General features: G+C 43.0%; 12 protein-coding genes, 1 tRNA gene and 1 other RNA gene. 4 read left to right on the top strand and 10 right to left on the bottom strand.

Annotated elements, in window-relative coordinates; translation table 11 throughout:
• Window positions 1-396 precede the first annotated feature (396 nt).
• On the top strand, window positions 397-3,852 hold the full coding sequence (locus tag OCV61_RS12200; protein ID WP_262582922.1) for a transglutaminase domain-containing protein: 3,456 nt from the start codon (window positions 397-399) through the stop codon (window positions 3,850-3,852).
• A 137-nt stretch (window positions 3,853-3,989) separates the two neighbouring features.
• Here OCV61_RS12200 and OCV61_RS12205 read toward each other — a convergent pair whose 3' ends face one another.
• On the bottom strand, window positions 3,990-5,222 hold the full coding sequence (locus tag OCV61_RS12205) for a hypothetical protein (protein ID WP_158422015.1): 1,233 nt from the start codon (window positions 5,220-5,222) through the stop codon (window positions 3,990-3,992).
• On the opposite strand from OCV61_RS12205, the gene OCV61_RS12210 reads away from it, so the two are divergent.
• On the top strand, window positions 5,175-5,723 hold the full coding sequence (locus tag OCV61_RS12210) for an isochorismatase family protein (RefSeq protein WP_158422016.1): 549 nt from the start codon (window positions 5,175-5,177) through the stop codon (window positions 5,721-5,723). The two genes, OCV61_RS12205 and OCV61_RS12210, sit on opposite strands and share 48 nt — an antisense overlap.
• 253 nt (window positions 5,724-5,976) lie before the next feature.
• Window positions 5,977-7,731 carry an IS1182 family transposase gene (locus OCV61_RS12215; RefSeq protein WP_158422017.1) on the top strand — a complete coding sequence of 585 codons (1,755 nt, stop codon included), beginning with the start codon at window positions 5,977-5,979 and terminating at the stop codon, window positions 7,729-7,731.
• 182 nt (window positions 7,732-7,913) lie between these two features.
• Here OCV61_RS12215 and OCV61_RS12220 read toward each other — a convergent pair.
• From OCV61_RS12220 to OCV61_RS12260, 9 genes are all read right to left on the bottom strand, one after another.
• A tRNA-Val gene (locus OCV61_RS12220) sits at window positions 7,914-7,987 on the bottom strand.
• A 36-nt stretch (window positions 7,988-8,023) separates the two neighbouring features.
• Window positions 8,024-8,372: a transfer-messenger RNA gene (gene ssrA / locus OCV61_RS12225) on the bottom strand.
• A gap of 209 nt (window positions 8,373-8,581) precedes the next feature.
• Window positions 8,582-9,589 carry an aldo/keto reductase gene (locus OCV61_RS12230; RefSeq protein WP_158422018.1) on the bottom strand — a complete coding sequence of 336 codons (1,008 nt, stop codon included), beginning with the start codon at window positions 9,587-9,589 and terminating at the stop codon, window positions 8,582-8,584.
• 219 nt (window positions 9,590-9,808) lie between these two features.
• Complete coding sequence (gene efp / locus OCV61_RS12235; RefSeq protein ID WP_158422019.1) at window positions 9,809-10,366, bottom strand: elongation factor P; 558 nt, start codon at window positions 10,364-10,366, stop codon at window positions 9,809-9,811.
• 162 nt (window positions 10,367-10,528) lie between these two features.
• A complete protein-coding gene (locus OCV61_RS12240) occupies window positions 10,529-11,044 on the bottom strand; it encodes a shikimate kinase (protein WP_158422020.1) in 516 nt (171 codons plus the stop codon).
• Window positions 11,041-11,550, bottom strand: coding sequence for a YqeG family HAD IIIA-type phosphatase (locus tag OCV61_RS12245; protein WP_158422021.1), 510 nt, complete (start codon window positions 11,548-11,550; stop codon window positions 11,041-11,043). The genes OCV61_RS12240 and OCV61_RS12245 overlap by 4 nt, the downstream gene beginning before the upstream one ends.
• A 57-nt stretch (window positions 11,551-11,607) precedes the next feature.
• The gene (locus OCV61_RS12250; RefSeq protein WP_262582925.1) at window positions 11,608-12,468 is read right to left on the bottom strand and encodes a patatin-like phospholipase family protein; all 861 of its coding nucleotides are present in this window, start codon (window positions 12,466-12,468) and stop codon (window positions 11,608-11,610) included.
• 16 nt (window positions 12,469-12,484) lie between these two features.
• The gene (locus OCV61_RS12255) at window positions 12,485-13,846 is read right to left on the bottom strand and encodes a citrate/2-methylcitrate synthase (protein WP_158422023.1); all 1,362 of its coding nucleotides are present in this window, start codon (window positions 13,844-13,846) and stop codon (window positions 12,485-12,487) included.
• Between the two features lie 159 nt (window positions 13,847-14,005).
• On the bottom strand, window positions 14,006-15,223 hold the full coding sequence (locus OCV61_RS12260; protein WP_158422024.1) for an aminotransferase class I/II-fold pyridoxal phosphate-dependent enzyme: 1,218 nt from the start codon (window positions 15,221-15,223) through the stop codon (window positions 14,006-14,008).
• Window positions 15,224-15,446: 223 nt separating this feature from the next.
• Between OCV61_RS12260 and gdhA the strand changes: the two genes are divergently transcribed.
• On the top strand, window positions 15,447-16,781 hold the full coding sequence (gene gdhA / locus OCV61_RS12265) for an NADP-specific glutamate dehydrogenase (RefSeq protein WP_158422025.1): 1,335 nt from the start codon (window positions 15,447-15,449) through the stop codon (window positions 16,779-16,781).
• Window positions 16,782-16,908 lie beyond the last annotated feature (127 nt).

The following is a 16,908-nucleotide window of genomic DNA, read 5'->3' on the forward strand; positions in this document are numbered from 1 at the left end:
GAGCAAAGCGAAAGCCAGCGCCTTGAGACGCTGGCCTAGCATTAAAGGCTTATAGCCATCCTACGAGCCACCCGTTTCACGGGTGGGGGCGACTCGAGAAGACTCCCACCTCTTTCAGGTGGTGAGTAACAGTAAGTTCGTCTCAGTGGGAGTCCAATCTTCGACTGAGATAAACGCTCCGCGAGGATGCACAGTGATTCTGTAAAGAATATGTCAGCTTACGCTGACCAGAATCACGCGCCAAGTCTCGCAGCTGCTCGACTTGAATACTATTATGAATTGCAATATTTTTCATAATCCCATGGCAGCGAAAAACAACTGGAAAGGAAAGCTATGTAATGGTATACTTATAGTAGCACACAGAGACCGTATTAGCAGAAAAATGGAGAGATGTATATGAAAAAGCGAAATCAGATTCTGGCTGGAGTATTGGCTGTGCTTCTTGGAGTATCACCTTCTGGAGTGTATGGGGAAGCATTTTATGATGTGGAAGATGTTGCCGCCACAGATGCTGCAGCCCAAGAGATAACAGATGTTCAGGATGAAGAATCGGAACAGCCGGAAGAAGTGACTGCCGGGGAAGAAAGTCAGGAGGCGAAATTTACTTCAGGTGTTGATTCGGAGACAGAAGACCACCTGTTTACAGACGGTGCAGATACAAATGCACAGGATCCTCAGGAAGAGATTATTTTGGAGTATGTGGAAGAGGAACTGGCTTCTCCGCTGATCGTGAACGGAGAACCAGGAGACACAGATGGGATTCATGTATTTTCACTGGAAGAATATGATGGATCTTATGGCAATCAGTTAGATGGGATGGCGTTGGAAGTCTATAACACATATGTTTCCAATTTGTTTGTTAATTACAGTACCTTTAATGGTGAGTCCTATGAATATAAGGCCAGTGAACCAGTTACTTTTGAGGCGAAGGTCCAAGATAACCAGATAGTTCAGGATGAGGCATATGAAGAAGCCATACTTCAGGTACGTGTCAACATGCAGGCAGCACTGGATGCGTTCACCTATGATTATCCGGAAGTATTCTGGATGCGTGGAAGTGGCTATTCTTATAGTATCAGTGCTACAAAGCAGAATGGAAAGTATACTGGCATTATTTCAGAGTTTACTATGATGCCTTCTCTTGTTGAGGGTTATAATACTAACATTACAGATAATATGAATAATTTTCTGGAAAATGCAGATGCTGCAGCCGCCCAGATCGCGGCAGACACTAACGGTAAAAGCCTATACGAGAAGGTAAAGGCGATTCATGATTATGTGTGTGAAAAGGCAGTGTATGATGCACAGAACAACTTGAGAGTACATTCTGCAGGACCAATGTTTATCGGGGATGGACATGTAGTATGTGAAGGCTATGCAAAAGCAATGCTGATTCTTTGCAGAAAACTGGGTATTGACTGTGCATGTATTGGCGGTTTTGCAAGGAACAGTTTTGCAAGCTCCGGAGAAGCACATATGTGGAACTATGTAAAGATGGATAATGATACCTGGTATCTGGTAGATGCTACCTGGGATGACCAGTTAAGCGGCATTCGTACGATCTATCTTCTGGCAGGATGGAACAGTAAAGGATTCAATCATAATACACTTCGGGAAGAACGAACTGAAAAGGATACATTTTCATCTCCCACTGAATTTACACCCCAGGCGTTTATTTATCCACTGATTTCGGATAACAGTTATCTGACAGATACAGAAACTTCGCCAGGGCATCAGTTAAGCAAGACAGACAGCAAAGTAGCTACCTGTACAGAAACAGGAAATATAGAATACTGGTACTGCAGTGTTTGCAAAAAATATTTTAGTGATGAAGATGAAAAAAAGGAAATATCTCTTGCAGACACAGTGATTCCTGCGACAGGTCATCAGTTAAGCAAGAGGGATAGAAAAGCAGCTACCTGCACAGAAGCGGGAAATACAGAATACTGGTACTGCAGTGCTTGTAAAAAATATTTCAGTGATGAAGCAGGTACAAAGGAAACAACGCTTGCAGCCACAGTGATTCCTGCGACAGGTCATCAGTTAAGCAAGAGGGATAGCAAAGCAGCTACCTGTACAGAAGCAGGAAATACAGAATACTGGTACTGCAGTGCTTGCAAAAAATATTTTAGTGATGAAGATGGAAAACAGGAGATATCGTTTGTTGATACAGTAATTCCAGCCACCGGTCATCAGTTGAATAAGACAGATGGTAAAGCAGCTACCTGCACAGAAGCAGGAAATACTGAGTATTGGACTTGCAATATTTGTGGGAAATATTTCAGTGATGAAGCAGGCACAAAGGAAACGACGCTTGCAGCCACAGTGATTCCTGCCACCGGGCATCAGTTGAGTAAGACAGAAGGCAAAGCAGCTACCTGTACAGAAGCAGGAAACATAGAGTACTGGAATTGTTCTGTTTGCGGAAAGTATTTTCGTGATAGCGAAGGAAGACAGGAAATATTGCTTGCTGATACAGCAATTCCAGCAGGACATCAGTTGAATAAGAGGGATAGCAAAGCAGCTACCTGTACAGAAGCAGGAAATACGGAATACTGGTATTGCAGTGTTTGCAAAAAATATTTCAGTGATGAAGCAGGTACAAAGGAAACGACGCTTGCAGCCACAGTGGTTCCTGCGACAGGTCATCAGTTAAGCAAGAGGGATAGCAAAGCAGCTACCTGTACAGAAGCGGGAAACATAGAGTACTGGAATTGTTCTGTTTGCGGAAAGTATTTTCGTGATAGCGAAGGAAGACAGGAAATATCGCTTGCAGATACAGTGATTCCTGCCACCGGTCATCAGTTAAGCAAGACAGACAGCAAAGCAGCCACCTGCACAGAAGCAGGAAACATAGAGTACTGGAATTGTTCTGTTTGCGGAAAGTATTTTCGTGATAGCGAAGGAAGACAGGAAATATTGCTTGCTGATACAGCAATTCCAGCAGGACATCAGTTGAATAAGACGGATAGCAAAGCAGCTACCTGTACAGAAGCAGGAAATACAGAATACTGGTATTGCAGTATTTGTGAAAAATATTTCAGTGATGAAGCAGGCACAAAGGAAACGACGCTTGCAGCCACAGTGATTCCTGCCACCGGGCATCAGTTGAATAAGACAGACAGCAAAGCAGCCACCTGTACAGAAGCAGGAAATACTGAGTATTGGACTTGCAATATTTGTGGGAAATATTTCAGTGATGAAGCAGGCACAAAGGAAACGACGCTTGCAGCCACAGTGGTTCCAGCAACAGGACATCATTATGGAGAATATCAGTTGACTAAGGAAGCAACTGCGTTGGAAGAAGGTGTTCGTACAGCATACTGCAGCTGCGGTGCATATGTGACTATTGCAGTGCCAGCTCTGACTCCATCCATAAAGCTGAATGTTTCCAGCTTGCGTCTGCGTGTGAAACAGAGATATACAGTGAAAGTGACAGGTCTTGCCAAAGGAGATTCTGTGGTTTCATGGTCAACCGGAAATAAAAAGATTGCCCGTGTATCACAAAAGGGAGTTGTAACTGGAAAAGCAAGAGGAAATACGATTATTACCATCAGGCTTGCCAGCGGGTATACCAAAAAGATGCGGGTATACGTACAAAAGGGAATCGTAAAAACAACGGCTTTAAAGATCAGCAATGCACGGCTGACGCTGAAAAAAGGAAGAAGCTATACTCTCCGTACAACGGTAGCTCCGGTGACTTCTCAGGAAAAAGTAACATTTAAAAGTTCCAATAGTAAAGTTGTATCTGTAAATCCAAAAGGCAAAATATACGCAAAGAAAAAGGGCAGGGCAAGGATTACAGTCCGTTCTGGGAAGAAGAGCCGTGTATGTGTGGTGACTGTGGAGTAGAACAGCTTAGATGGCGAAGGCTATGCTACATTCAAAACAGAAGAATTGTAGAGATGTAGCAGATAGTAACGGATTACTAACTCCCAGGCTGATCATCGCATCTTGAACACTTATGCAATGAATTTGTAAATTGCGATTTACTCAATATCATCAATTTCACTGGCAAAATCATATAAATAACGGCTTACACTATGGCGCTCTTTCCGATCTGATGGAATGAGCGCCATTCCACGTTCAATATGACTGGAAATAGCACCTACAATACTTGGCTCGTCACTGAGACGGAAGCCTTCAGTATCCATCTGGAAAATCCAGGAATTCTGATTGCACCAGCAGTTGACCCTGGGGATCTGGATCTTATCGGAATTTGTAACAAGCACCACATTCAGATTGTCATTTTCTAACAGTGCATCCCCGATATTTCGGAGAGCCTGAGCATAATATCTGTGGTCAACATGAATCGACTGATCGCATAGAAGGCTTAAGCTGGTAGAAATAAAAGGCATCATTGTGCGTCTGATCATGGATTCCAGTCGGAAGATATAGAAAAGGGAGTTTCGGTGACTGCTGTCTGTGTGATTTGTTTTTTCCCTGAATTTTGAATTAATGTCAAGGCACAGAGCAATCTTGTCTTTGCTCACATGGTTGGCCTTTAGAACCTTCTGCATAAGATCCGGTTCTACAGCAATAAAAGCAGGAGCGGACAAAATGGCATAAACAGCCCCTCTTTTTCGGAACTGATAAATGTCATTAACAACATTCACAAACCTCAGAAGCTTATAGTTTCGGAATAAATGATGACAATTATCAAGCAGTTTTCTGACCAGATCCTGATGTTTCAGAATTACAGATGAATTTAAGTATACACAGGACTGAGAAATCATCCACTGGCAAAATTCACTGGCATATGCTTCATCATGGATCATCCAGATGAAAGAGTCAGCTTCTGCAAAGGTAAGCTCTCCGGGAATATTCATGGCTTCAGCCAAGTCTAACAGGCTGGAAATAGCTGCACGCTGACCTTCATCATCATCGTAGATCCAGGTAGTGGTTTCTGTTCCTTTGTTGGAACAGATTGGGGCGTCTGCATTTGGATGATTCAGGTTTTTGTGCGTAAGTATTTTGACCAGTGTTGCACGCAGAGAGGTTTCATTTGATAAATCTTCCAGAGGATAAAAAGAAAGAATTGCATCTTTCAAAGCATAGTTTTCATCTTCTGTGTTTAAAGAAATAAAAAAATCAACAACATCTGCAAAATAGATGGATTTTGCAGACAGATTTCTGGAACTGGTTTTCCACTTGCTTACAAGACTGGCATCAATATGAAGTGCCTGTGCCATCTGGACAGTAGGGGTATTTGTGTAATTCATAATATAACCAAAAGCAGACTGATTCCTGGCTTCCATACAACTACCGGTTTTACAGGAAAGACACAGTGGGATCTGCCAAGATGGGATGAAAAGATTCCGCTGACTACGTTGGATATTAACAGTGAATGGATGGAAATTGATCCTAAGATCAAACCAAGACCAGACGAGCCGGTGATTCATAAAAAATTTGTTTCTAACTTCTTTGGTACACATCTTGGAGCAACATTAAATTACCTTGGAGTTGACACAGTGATCGTTATGGGCGCTACTGCAGGTGGCTGCGTAAGACACTCCGTTATGGATTCTACAGGACTTGGATTTAAAACGATTGTTCCGGAAGGATGTGTTGGTGACAGAACACCAGGTGTTATCGAATGGAATATATTCGATATGGAAGCTAAATTCTGTGATGTTAAAACTGTAGATGAGGTTGTAGAATATCTGCTTGGAATTGATCCATCAGTATATACAAAACATGCCAGAGCTTTAGATCAGAAATAATGGATCTATAACATTGGATAGTTCATAATTGTTGAATAACTGCGCGTCGCATTCTCGTTACTTCAGTGATGAGTTAGACGCGCAATTTTTGTGTGACAGTAAAAATAAAGGGGCTGTCGGGAAATAGACAGTTCTAAGAGAGGGAGGGTGTGACTCATACCAAGTCACATCCTCCCCAAATTTTTATCATAAAAAGAAAAAAAGATGGCTAACGACAACCATCTTTCTCTCCGTTACATGTTATAATGTAACTATGCTAACAACTAATTATTATAACGACTTTTTTGAGTTTGGGCAACAGAAAATTAACTTTAGTTTCTTCGAATTGAGTTTACCTGACGACGATCCAGTCTATACCCTGAAAAAAGTGATGGAGGATTTAGATTTTTCTGGTCTGCTGGCCAATTGTTCAGATAAGGGAAGAACCGGGTATAACCCAATTATGATGTATGCTGTGGTTACTTACGCAAACATGCGAGGGATACGTTCTGTTGACCGTATTGTAGAATTATGTGAAAGAGATCTCGCTTTTATCTGGCTGACCCATGGGCAGAAACCAAAACGGGACGCTTTTTATGAATTTAAAGGGAAAAAGCTAACTTCTGAAATATTGGATGATCTTAATTACCAGTTTTTGCGCCGGCTTCAAAAAGAAGGCCTTGTTACACTAAAAGAACTTTTTATTGATGGGACTAAGATCGAAGCCAATGCAAACCGTTATACATTTGTCTGGCGTGGTACGGTCAATTACCATCTGGCTGGTCTGCTAGATTCTATTGAACTGAACTTTGACAGGTATAATATATTTTTGCAAGAGAATGGTTATAGGCAAAAGTATGATATAGGGAATGCACAGATGTTTGTGATCGAGGGAATGGATAAAGTCCGCAGTGTAATAGAAAAGAACCGGAAAAGGAAGCTGTCAAAGCATAAGAAACTTGCAAATAATACAGTCATTGAGGTTGATAACTGCTCTCCTCTTGAGATCCTGAAGCTGCAGAAGAACCTTAATACGATTGCCACTGGAGAAGGGATAGAGTTCGTTTATGGAAAAGGAAAAAGAAAACCTGAGATCCAGCAGCTGTATGAGGAACTGGAGCATCTCGGCCAGCGTCTGATGGGATATAAAGAATGCTTCGAGATCATGGGAAAAGACCGGAACAGCTATTCCAAGACAGACCTGGAAGCTACTTTTATGCGGATGAAAGAGGATCATATGCTGAACGGACAGTTAAAGCCGGCGTACAACGTACAGATTGCTGTGGAAAATTATTTCATCATTCACGGTTACGTAAGTAATGACCGGACGGATTACAATACCCTGATCCCAGTCCTGGAAAAGCACCAGCAGGCTTTTGGCAGTATCCTGGAAGAGGTAACTGCTGACAGCGGATACTGTAGTGAGAAAAATCTGCTTTATTTAAAAGAAAAAGGGATAGAAAGCTATATAAAACTGCAGGATCATGAAAAACGCAAAACACGCGCATATGCCGAAGATATCAGCAAATATTACAACATGAAGGTCGAAGTATTTGAAGATGAGCAGTTCTATATCTGCCATGACGGACGTGAACTGCGTCACATAAGAACGGAAACCAAAGAGCAGAATGGTTATACCCAGACCTTTGAGGTGTACGCCTGCGCCGACTGCAGTGGATGCGAACATAAAGCCCGCTGTCTGTATAAATATAATGCCAAAAAGGATACTGAAAAAAACAAGGTAATGAAGATCAATGAACAGTGGGATGAACTGCGTGAAAAGTCCCATGCAAACATCCAAAGTGAGCGTGGGATCCTGAAACGGCAGACACGTTCGATCCAGACAGAAGGACATTTCGGTGATATCAAAGAAAACGAAAACTTTAGGCGTTTTAATTACCGTTCTGCAGATAAAGTGTACAAAGAATTCATGTTGTATGCAATCGGAAGGAATATAAATAAATACTGTCGTTTTCTCAATGAAAAACTAAAGAAGTTTGAGGGAAAAACAACGGAAAAAACAGCTTGATCAAAAGTGCGGCTGTAAAAATCCAGACAAGGGATTTTTGCGGTCAAAAATAAATTTCATCTTTCATAGAAAAAAGGATCCCTCGCAAGGTAGAAGGCTAACAAGCCTTGTCCCTGCTGGGATCCTTTCAATTACTACTGGGGATGCCGAAATTTGCTATTAACCGACAGCCCCTTTTATAGTGGAAGCAGTGGGGCTCGAACCCGCGACCTCTCGCGTGTGAGGCGAACGCTCATCCCAGCTGAGCTATGCTTCCTTCTCATAAATGCAGGCACACTTAAAAGCCTGCATTCTATGGACCTGGCGGGAATTGAACCCGCGTCCGAAAGTCTATCCCTTGCGGCATCTCCCATCACAGTCAATGTTTTAACATTCCCTCCACAGCACGCCCACAGACAGGCTTACTGCTTCAGTAGCTTCATAATACATCTGCCGGGACAAAGCTTAACCGGCAAGGTTTCTCACATAGTCGACGCCAGGCTCCTGATGTGTGAGTGCATCAGGTCTGACGGGCAGCACTTAGGCTGCCATTACTAACTGATCGTCAGCGTTTATATTTAGAATTTCCCGTTTTAACGCAGTTCGGGAGCTGCGGATGGCTTCCTCAACTTCAAAACCCCCGTCGAAACCAGTACAAGCCCGAATAGATAAAATCGGATATCTTTGCTGGTACGCAGACGAATTGAAACTGTGTGGCAGAACATATCTGTCACTACCTGACAGCCGACAGTCTTACTATCAACTCTCTTGTTAAAGAATTATAATCATGTTTCCACCGGCTGTCAAGGCAAATTACAGCATTATTTCATATCAAATCACAGCATTATTTCAAATCATTTCAACTCAAATCCTATTCTCCGAATTCCTGTGCTGCTTTCTTCAGCATCTGACGGATTGGTAAATGATAAGGACATCTTGTCTCACACTTCCCACATCCGATACATGCAGAAGCCTTCACCGGAAGCTTCTCATAACGGGCTCTTGCCCACTCTTCCAGATTGTAACGTAACAGATAACCTTCCATAAGAAAAACATTCGGAATACCGATCCCTACGCTGCAAGGCGCACAGTAATTACATCTTCTGCAGAAATTGGTTCCCAGTTGTCTGCGCACCTCATCCATCTTCTCTTTTTCTTCTAAGGTAAGAGGTGTCTGATCTGAACAGGCAGCAATATTCTCTTCTAATTCGGCAATCTCAGCCATTCCCGGGATGGTCACAGTTACATCCGGATTGGAACAGACATAACGCAGTGCAAGACGTCCATCCTCAATAGCTCCGCCAGCTAAAGGCTTCATATCAATGAATCCGATCCCCTTCTCTGCGCATTTACGAATCAGCTCTTCTCCCTGATTCTCCACAATATTATATGGAAACATGATAGTCTCAACCCAGTCAAGCTCCAGTGCCTTCTCAAAAACAGCTGTAGAATGTGCAGTCAGACCTATATGTCCGATCTTTCCGGATGCCTTTGCTTCTTCAAGTGCTTCCAGTGCACCTCCTTTGCCGATCACCTGCTCCAGCTGGTCCATAGAAGGATTGTGTACCTGATACAGATCAATATGATCTGTACGAAGATTATTCAGGCTGATCTGGATATCGGCTGCCATTGCATCTTTTGTCCTGGACATGCTCTTGGTTGCGATCACAAACTGATCCCTGATCCCCTCAAGACCGTATCCCAGATACTCCTCGCTGACTGTATAGCCTCTGGCTGTATCAATATAATTTACGCCCTCTTCTGCCAGCTTATGCATCAGCGTCCGTGTACCCTCTGCATCAATTTTCTGGATAGGAATACCTCCGAATCCCATCCTTGAAATACGAAGCCCTGTTTTTCCTAAGTATGTATACTCCATCTCTCTCCTTTCCGGGATATTCCCTGTTCTTCAAAAACAGTGTAAAAATCCCTCACTGATAATCATTTACTGCTCATCACCTATAGAGGTGGAAAACCTCTCACATTCGGCATATATTGAAAGGGATGCTGCCATGTGCAACATCCCTTCTGTTCGTGTATCCACACGCATCGCTCTCATGTCTGTCTGAAGCTTCTGCTGCAAGGCAGCCTGGCCGCATCAAACTCTGGAGAGATACTCTCCTGTTCTTGTATCAATCTTCAGCTTGTCGCCTTCGTTTACGAAAAGCGGTACCATAACCTGTGCACCAGTCTCAACAACAGCCGGCTTGGTAGCACCCTGTGCTGTATTACCTGCAAACCCTGGCTCTGTCTCTGTAACAAGCAGCTCTACAAACAACGGCGGCTCAATAGCAAATACATTGCCATTGTGAGAACAGATCTTAACCATCTCGTTCTCTTTCACGAATTTAAGAGAATCGCCTACCTGCTCTTCTGTAAGGCCGATCTGGTCAAATGTCTCTACGTTCATGAAATAATACAGTCCGCCATCATTGTACAGATACTGCATATCTACACGCTCAATACGTGCTGTAGGGAACTTCTCAGTAGGACGGAAAGACTTCTCCAGTACAGCTCCTGTAATGATATTTTTGTATTTGGTTCTTACGAAAGCAGCTCCTTTACCAGGTTTTACATGCTGAAATTCTACGATCTGACATACATTGCCATCAATTTCCACTGTGACGCCGTTTCTGAAATCACCTGCTGAAATCATACTTGTGTTTCCTCCTTAATTGTGCTTATCGCTAAAAAATATTTTATAATACCCAGGAATATTTTTCAACTGTTTTTTTACTTATCTTGCCATTTATATTTTTCCGTTTCAAATTGTCCTTTGATTTATACAATTTGTCCTTATAAATGATCTTGTTTCTTTTTATTTCTCTTTTAATTTTTCCTCAATCTCACTGATCAGATCATCAAAGGGCTTTACACCTGTAACAACCTGGATATCGGCAAAACCTGCATAAATAGGATCTCTTTGCTTCAGAAGCTTTTTCATCTTCTCATCCCTGTCATCGCCTTCCAGAAGCGGATTGGTATTCCCACTGCCTTCCATACGCTTTTTAAGCACGTCTGCAGATCCTTTCAAGTAAACAACAGTACCCAGCTGTTTTATATACTTCTGGTTCTGTTCCTGTACCGGAAGACCGGAGCCAAGAGAAATGATCTTTTTCTCCTTGTCCTCGATCAAGCCTTTGATGGTCATTGTTTCCAGTGCTCTGTAATACGGTTCCCCAAATCTCTGAAAAATCTCTTTGATAGACATATCCATCTTTTTGCTGATCACTCTGTCCACATCAATAAATGGCAGTCCAAGATCCTTGGACAGACGTTTCCCCACTCGAGTTTTTCCTGAACCCATAAATCCAATGATAACGATATGGTTCATGAATTCCCCTCCTTCTTTTGCTTTTGATAAAAAAATAAAACTATTTTTTCCAGATAACGCTTAAGAACGATCTGAATCTCTTCTTTTGGATGGATCGGCTTCACAAGAATGCAAAAAAGCCCTGCCTTCTTTGCGCCGTAAATATCAGTAAATAGCTGATCGCCGATAAAAAGTGTATTCTTCCGTTCTGTACCCAAAAGCTCCATAGCCTTCTGATAGCCCTTTGGCGACGGCTTGCCAGCCTTATATACACAGCATCCACCTGTCTCTTCACAAAAAGGCTCCACTCTATCCTTTTTGTTGTTGGATACAAAACAGTATCCAAAGCCAAGTTCTTTCAACCTTGCAAAAAGGGCTTTGGCCCTTTCATCTGCCGGTGCCCCATGAGGCACCAGCGTGTTATCAATATCAAACAGAATCCCCCGGAAGCCTTTGGCATATAGCTGTTCAAAATTGATCTGATATGTGGAATCCAGATATTGATCCGGATAAAAGCACTTAAACATTCACTATCCTCTTTCATACAATTTCTGTTTTTGTGTTTCCGTCCCTGGCCTGGCTTCCTACTTTTCAAGATAAGCCTGCATCTCTTCCATACGCTGCTTCATCAGCTGGTACCCATGATCATAAAACTCTGTCAGCTTCTCTACATTCTGCTCAGTTCTTGACACAGGCTCCACCTCCGGACGGATCACAAAAATATGGCCTTCTTCTTCCCATTTCTCCACCAGCTCCATTACCCGGTTGTAATTCCGGTAACGGTTCAAAAGTGCGTTTAAAAGATTGGGATATTTCTTCAATGCAGCCGTATAAAGAAGTCTGCTTTTCCCGGGTGCTTTCTTACGATAGCCTTTATTTCGAGTAAGCACTACCACATTCTTCTGATGCCCCAGCTTCATGGAATGAATCAGAGGCACAGAATCTGCCACGCCTCCATCCACACAAGGAATACCATCCACATCTACCACAGGACTTATTAATGGAATACTGGAAGAAGCCCTGCAGATCGTGAGAAGCCGTTCCCTGTCCTGCTTCTCTGAAAGATACATAGCCTCTCCAGTAAGACAATTGGTCACAACCACTTCACATTGGATATCAGAAGCAAAGTAAGTATCAAAGTCAAAAGGAAAAAGCCGGTTAGGATATTCGTCAAAAAGTCTGTCCATATCAAAAAGATATCCCTTTTTCAAGGCATCCTTTGTACCAATATAACGATTCTTCCGATCCTGGATGATCGTACAGTCCTTTGTCCTGCCGATCTGTTTTGAAACATAATCTATCGCATTACAGGCACCTGCTGAAACGCCGATCACATAAGGAAACTTAACTTCCTTTTCCATCAGGTAATCCAGCACGCCGGCAGTAAACACACCTCTTGTGCCGCCGCCTTCCAGTACCAGTGCTGCCTCTTTTTTGCCATTCACTTGTGTCAATGCCCCCTTACCTGTCGCTAAGCGGCACATACTCTGACGGATCCAGTACATTCTTATAAGCCGGACGGATGATCTTGTCTACATTGATCAGCTCTTCCATACGGTGCGCACTCCATCCTACAATACGTGCCACAGCAAACATAGGTGTATATAATTCCAGAGGAAGATCCAGCATGCTGTACACAAAACCGCTGTAAAAATCCACATTAGCGCTTACGCCCTTGTAGATCCGGCGCTCCTGTGCGATCACCTCCGGTGCCAGGTGCTCTACATTGGCATACAACTGATAATCCTTCATCCTGCCCTTTTCCTTGGCAAGCTTCTCTACAAAGCCCTTCAATACCTGTGCACGTGGATCAGATACGGAATAAACTGCATGTCCCATACCATAGATCAGTCCCCGTTTATCAAAGGCTTCTTTGTGAAGAAGCTTCCTCAGATATACGCGGATCTCATCTTCGTCAGAGAAATCTTTGATATGCTTCTTCATATCATTAAACATGCTCACCACTTTAATATTGGCACCGCCATGCTTTGGTCCTTTTAAGGAGCCAAGAGCTGCTGCCACAGCAGAATATGTATCTGTACCTGAAGAAGACACAACTCTTGTGGTAAATGTGGAGTTATTACCACCACCGTGTTCCATATGAAGAATCAGTGCAAGATCCAGGATCTTTGCCTCCAAATGGCTGTATTTCTTATCTGGGCGCAGCATACGGAGAATATTCTCCGCAGTAGACAAATCCTTCTTAGGATTATGGATATACAGGCTCTTCCCACATGAATAATGATTGTATGCCTGATAGCCATAAACTGACAAAAGCGGGAATACGCTGATCAGGTTCAAACACTGACGCAGAACATTAGGCAGTGCAATATCATCTGGATTTTTGTCATAACAGTAAAGAGTAAGCACACTCCTTGACAGTGCATTCATAATATCCTTGGAAGGTGCTTTCATGATCACGTCTCTGACAAAATTGGTAGGCAGTGATCTCTGATTTGCAAGAAGTTTGGTAAAATCCTGCAGTTCCTGCGCAGTTGGCAGTTTACCAAACATTAAAAGGTAGGTTGTTTCCTCAAAGCCAAATCGGTCATCCTCAATAAAGCCTCTGGTAAGATCCTTGATATCATATCCCCTGTAAGACAGCTTTCCTGCACATGGCACTTCCTTGCCATCCACTACCTTTGTGGCACACACATTGGATACCTGGGTAAGTCCGGCCAGCACACCTTTACCATTCACATCTCGCAAACCGCGCTTTACATCATATTTCCCATAAAGAGAAAGGTCCAGGGTGGAATGATCTTTACAGATCTCCGTCAGATTTTCAATTTCCGGCGTTACTTTCATATTAAATCCTGTCATTAAACAATCTCCTTTCTATTGGCAATATTATAACATCATATTTCCTTCAGGTAAACCAAAGAATCCATCCAGCTGCATTCCCGCACAAATCCATGTTACTGTTCACTCTATTCAAAGTATCCCGGTATCCTTAAAGAAGCTGTCATAAGCTGATTCTTATCATCGCTGATGATAAGTGGAAAGGAATTCTCTCAACCTGTCAGTTGCCTTTTCCAACTGGCGCACATTTGGCAGATACACAACGCGGAAATGATCTGGCTGTCCCCAGTTAAAGCCTTTTCCAGGCACAAGAAGTACCTGCTTCTCATGAAGGAAATCCAGGGCAAACTGCTCGTCATCCATAATATTGAATTTCTCAGTATCGATCTTAGGGAAAATATAAAATGCAGCCCTTGGTTTTACTGCTGTAATCCCTGGAATATCAGTAAGTGCCTTGTAGATATAATCTCTCTGCTCATAAACCCTTCCACCCGGCTGGATATATTCATTCACGCTCTGATAGCCGCCAAGAGCAGTCTGTACGATAGACTGAGCAGGAACGTTGGAGCAAAGCCGCATGGAGGAAAGCATATTCAGGCCTTCGATATAACCTTTTGCCTTGTTCTTTGCACCGCTGAGGATCATCCACCCAATACGGAAGCCTGCGATCATATGAGATTTGGACAGTCCTGAAAATGTAACACAGAACAGATCCGGTGCCAGGGACGCAATGGAAGTATGTTCATATCCATCCATAACAAGACGGTCATAAATCTCATCTGAAAAGATAATCAGTTCATGCTCTCTTGCGATCTGTACGATCTGCTCCAGCACTTCCTTGGGATATACTGCACCGGTAGGATTATTGGGGTTAATGATAACGATGGCCTTTGTCCTGTCTGTGATCTTGCTGCGGATATCATCCATATCCGGATACCAGTCAGACTGCTCATCGCAGATATAATGGACAACATTTCCACCTGCAAGAGTAGCTGTAGCTGTCCATAAGGGGTAATCCGGTGAAGGAATCAGGATCTCATCCCCATTATTCAAGAGTGCCTGCATGCACAGATTGATCAATTCACTTACACCGTTGCCTGTGTAAATATCACTCATGGTAACATTGGGAAGCTTCTTCAGCTGAGAATACTGCATAATAGCTTTTCTTGCAGAAAAAATCCCTTTGGAATCAGAATAGCCCTGGGATGTACGTACATTACTCAGCATATCCAAGATCACCTCCTGGGGTGCTGAAAAGCCAAAGGGATAGGGATTGCCGATATTCAGCTTCAGGATCTCCATCCCGTCCTCTTCCATCCTTGCCGCCTCGTCTACTACAGGTCCACGCACATCATATAATACATTATCAAGTTTACTGGATTTTTCAAATTTTCTCATAATTACCTCTTTTCTGCCCTGAGGGCACAACGATTATATTTATCTTCTCATATTTACCGATTTTTCGCAAGTCCTCATCCCATGAAGATTGTTAAAAAAAAAATTAATTGTAACTCTGTTAAAAAAAAATAAATGTAACTCTTTTCTTTTTTAATACTTTAGTGTATAATAGCACTCGAAAAAATTTTCATATCAAAATCAATATGGATGAGGAGGAACTACAATGTCTTATACTGAAGAAGTTTATGAGAGAGTCGTAGCACAGAACCCTGGTGAGCCGGAATTCCATCAGGCTGTAAAGGAAGTTCTTGATTCTCTTAAAGTAGTAATCGACAAAAACGAGGAGAAATACCGCAGTGTTTCCCTTCTGGAACGTCTTGTTGAGCCGGAAAGAATCATCTCCTTCCGTGTTCCGTGGGTTGATGACAACGGTGTTGTTCAGGTAAATAAAGGATATCGTGTACAGTTCAACAGTGCGATCGGACCTTACAAGGGCGGTCTTCGTTTCCATCCGTCAGTAAACCAGGGTATCCTGAAATTCCTTGGTTTTGAGCAGACCTTCAAAAACTCTCTGACAGGTCTTCCTATCGGCGGTGGCAAGGGTGGTTCCAACTTCGATCCTAAGGGTAAATCTGACAGAGAGGTTATGGCATTCTGCCAGAGCTTCATGACAGAGCTTTCCAAATATATCGGTGCTGACACTGACGTACCGGCTGGCGATATCGGCGTAGGCGGACGCGAGATCGGTTATCTGTTCGGACAGTACAAACGTATCCGTGGCCTTTATGAGGGTGTTCTTACAGGTAAGGGTCTTACCTATGGCGGTTCCCTGATCCGTACCCAGGCTACAGGCTATGGTGTTGTATACATGCTGGATGAGATCATGAAAGCACACAAAGATTCAATTGCCGGCAAGACTTTCGTAGTTACCGGTTCCGGTAATGTTGCTATCTATGCAGTAGAAAAAGCACAGCAGTTAGGCGGCAAGGTTGTTGCCATGTGCGATTCCAACGGATTTATCCATGATCCGGAAGGCATCAAGCTTGATATCGTAAAAGATATTAAAGAAGTGAAACGTGGACGTATCAAAGAATATGCAGACCGTGTTGAGGGTGCTACCTACACAGAAGGCCTTGGCATCTGGAATATCAAATGTGATGTATATCTGCCATGTGCAACTCAGAATGAGCTTTCTCTTGACGGTGCAAAAGCACTGGTAGCAAATGGCTGCAAATATGTAGTTGAGGGTGCTAACATGCCTACTACTCTTGATGCAACAAGCTACCTGATGGAGAATGGTGTTCTCTTTATGCCTGGTAAAGCAGCTAACGCTGGTGGTGTTGCTACTTCTGCTCTTGAGATGAGCCAGAACTCCATGAGACTTTCCTGGACAGCTGAAGAGGTAGATGAGAAGCTTCACAACATCATGATCGACATCTTCCACAAGGCTGATGACGCAGCAAAACGTTATGATATGGAAGACAACTACGTAGCAGGTGCTAACATCGCCGGCTTTGAAAAGGTTGTTGATGCTATGATGGCTCAGGGTATCTGCTAATCCCTGCTCCACCTTACCTAAGTAAATGATTGACCGCCTGTGCTTTTGCACAGGCGGTATTTTTTATGCCATACAAAAAAGACCTTGAAGGGCTGGATTTCTCCAGTCATTCAAGGTCAATTCTTAC

Origin of the sequence: Blautia ammoniilytica, assembly GCF_025566965.1 — a bacterium.
GTDB lineage: Bacteria > Bacillota > Clostridia > Lachnospirales > Lachnospiraceae > Blautia_A > Blautia_A ammoniilytica.

Excerpts from the sequence above, each read along its gene's own strand:
- OCV61_RS12200 (WP_262582922.1), top strand. The coding sequence starts at position 397 with ATGAAAAAGCGAAATCAGATTCTGGCTGGAGTATTGGCTGTGCTTCTT.
- OCV61_RS12210 (WP_158422016.1), top strand. The coding sequence starts at position 5,175 with ATGAAGTGCCTGTGCCATCTGGACAGTAGGGGTATTTGTGTAATTCAT.
- OCV61_RS12205 (WP_158422015.1), bottom strand. The coding sequence starts at position 5,222 with ATGAATTACACAAATACCCCTACTGTCCAGATGGCACAGGCACTTCAT.
- OCV61_RS12215 (WP_158422017.1), top strand. The coding sequence starts at position 5,977 with ATGCTAACAACTAATTATTATAACGACTTTTTTGAGTTTGGGCAACAG.
- OCV61_RS12230 (WP_158422018.1), bottom strand. The coding sequence starts at position 9,589 with ATGGAGTATACATACTTAGGAAAAACAGGGCTTCGTATTTCAAGGATG.
- efp (WP_158422019.1), bottom strand. The coding sequence starts at position 10,366 with ATGATTTCAGCAGGTGATTTCAGAAACGGCGTCACAGTGGAAATTGAT.
- OCV61_RS12240 (WP_158422020.1), bottom strand. The coding sequence starts at position 11,044 with ATGAACCATATCGTTATCATTGGATTTATGGGTTCAGGAAAAACTCGA.
- OCV61_RS12245 (WP_158422021.1), bottom strand. The coding sequence starts at position 11,550 with ATGTTTAAGTGCTTTTATCCGGATCAATATCTGGATTCCACATATCAG.
- OCV61_RS12255 (WP_158422023.1), bottom strand. The coding sequence starts at position 13,846 with ATGACAGGATTTAATATGAAAGTAACGCCGGAAATTGAAAATCTGACG.
- OCV61_RS12260 (WP_158422024.1), bottom strand. The coding sequence starts at position 15,223 with ATGAGAAAATTTGAAAAATCCAGTAAACTTGATAATGTATTATATGAT.
- gdhA (WP_158422025.1), top strand. The coding sequence starts at position 15,447 with ATGTCTTATACTGAAGAAGTTTATGAGAGAGTCGTAGCACAGAACCCT.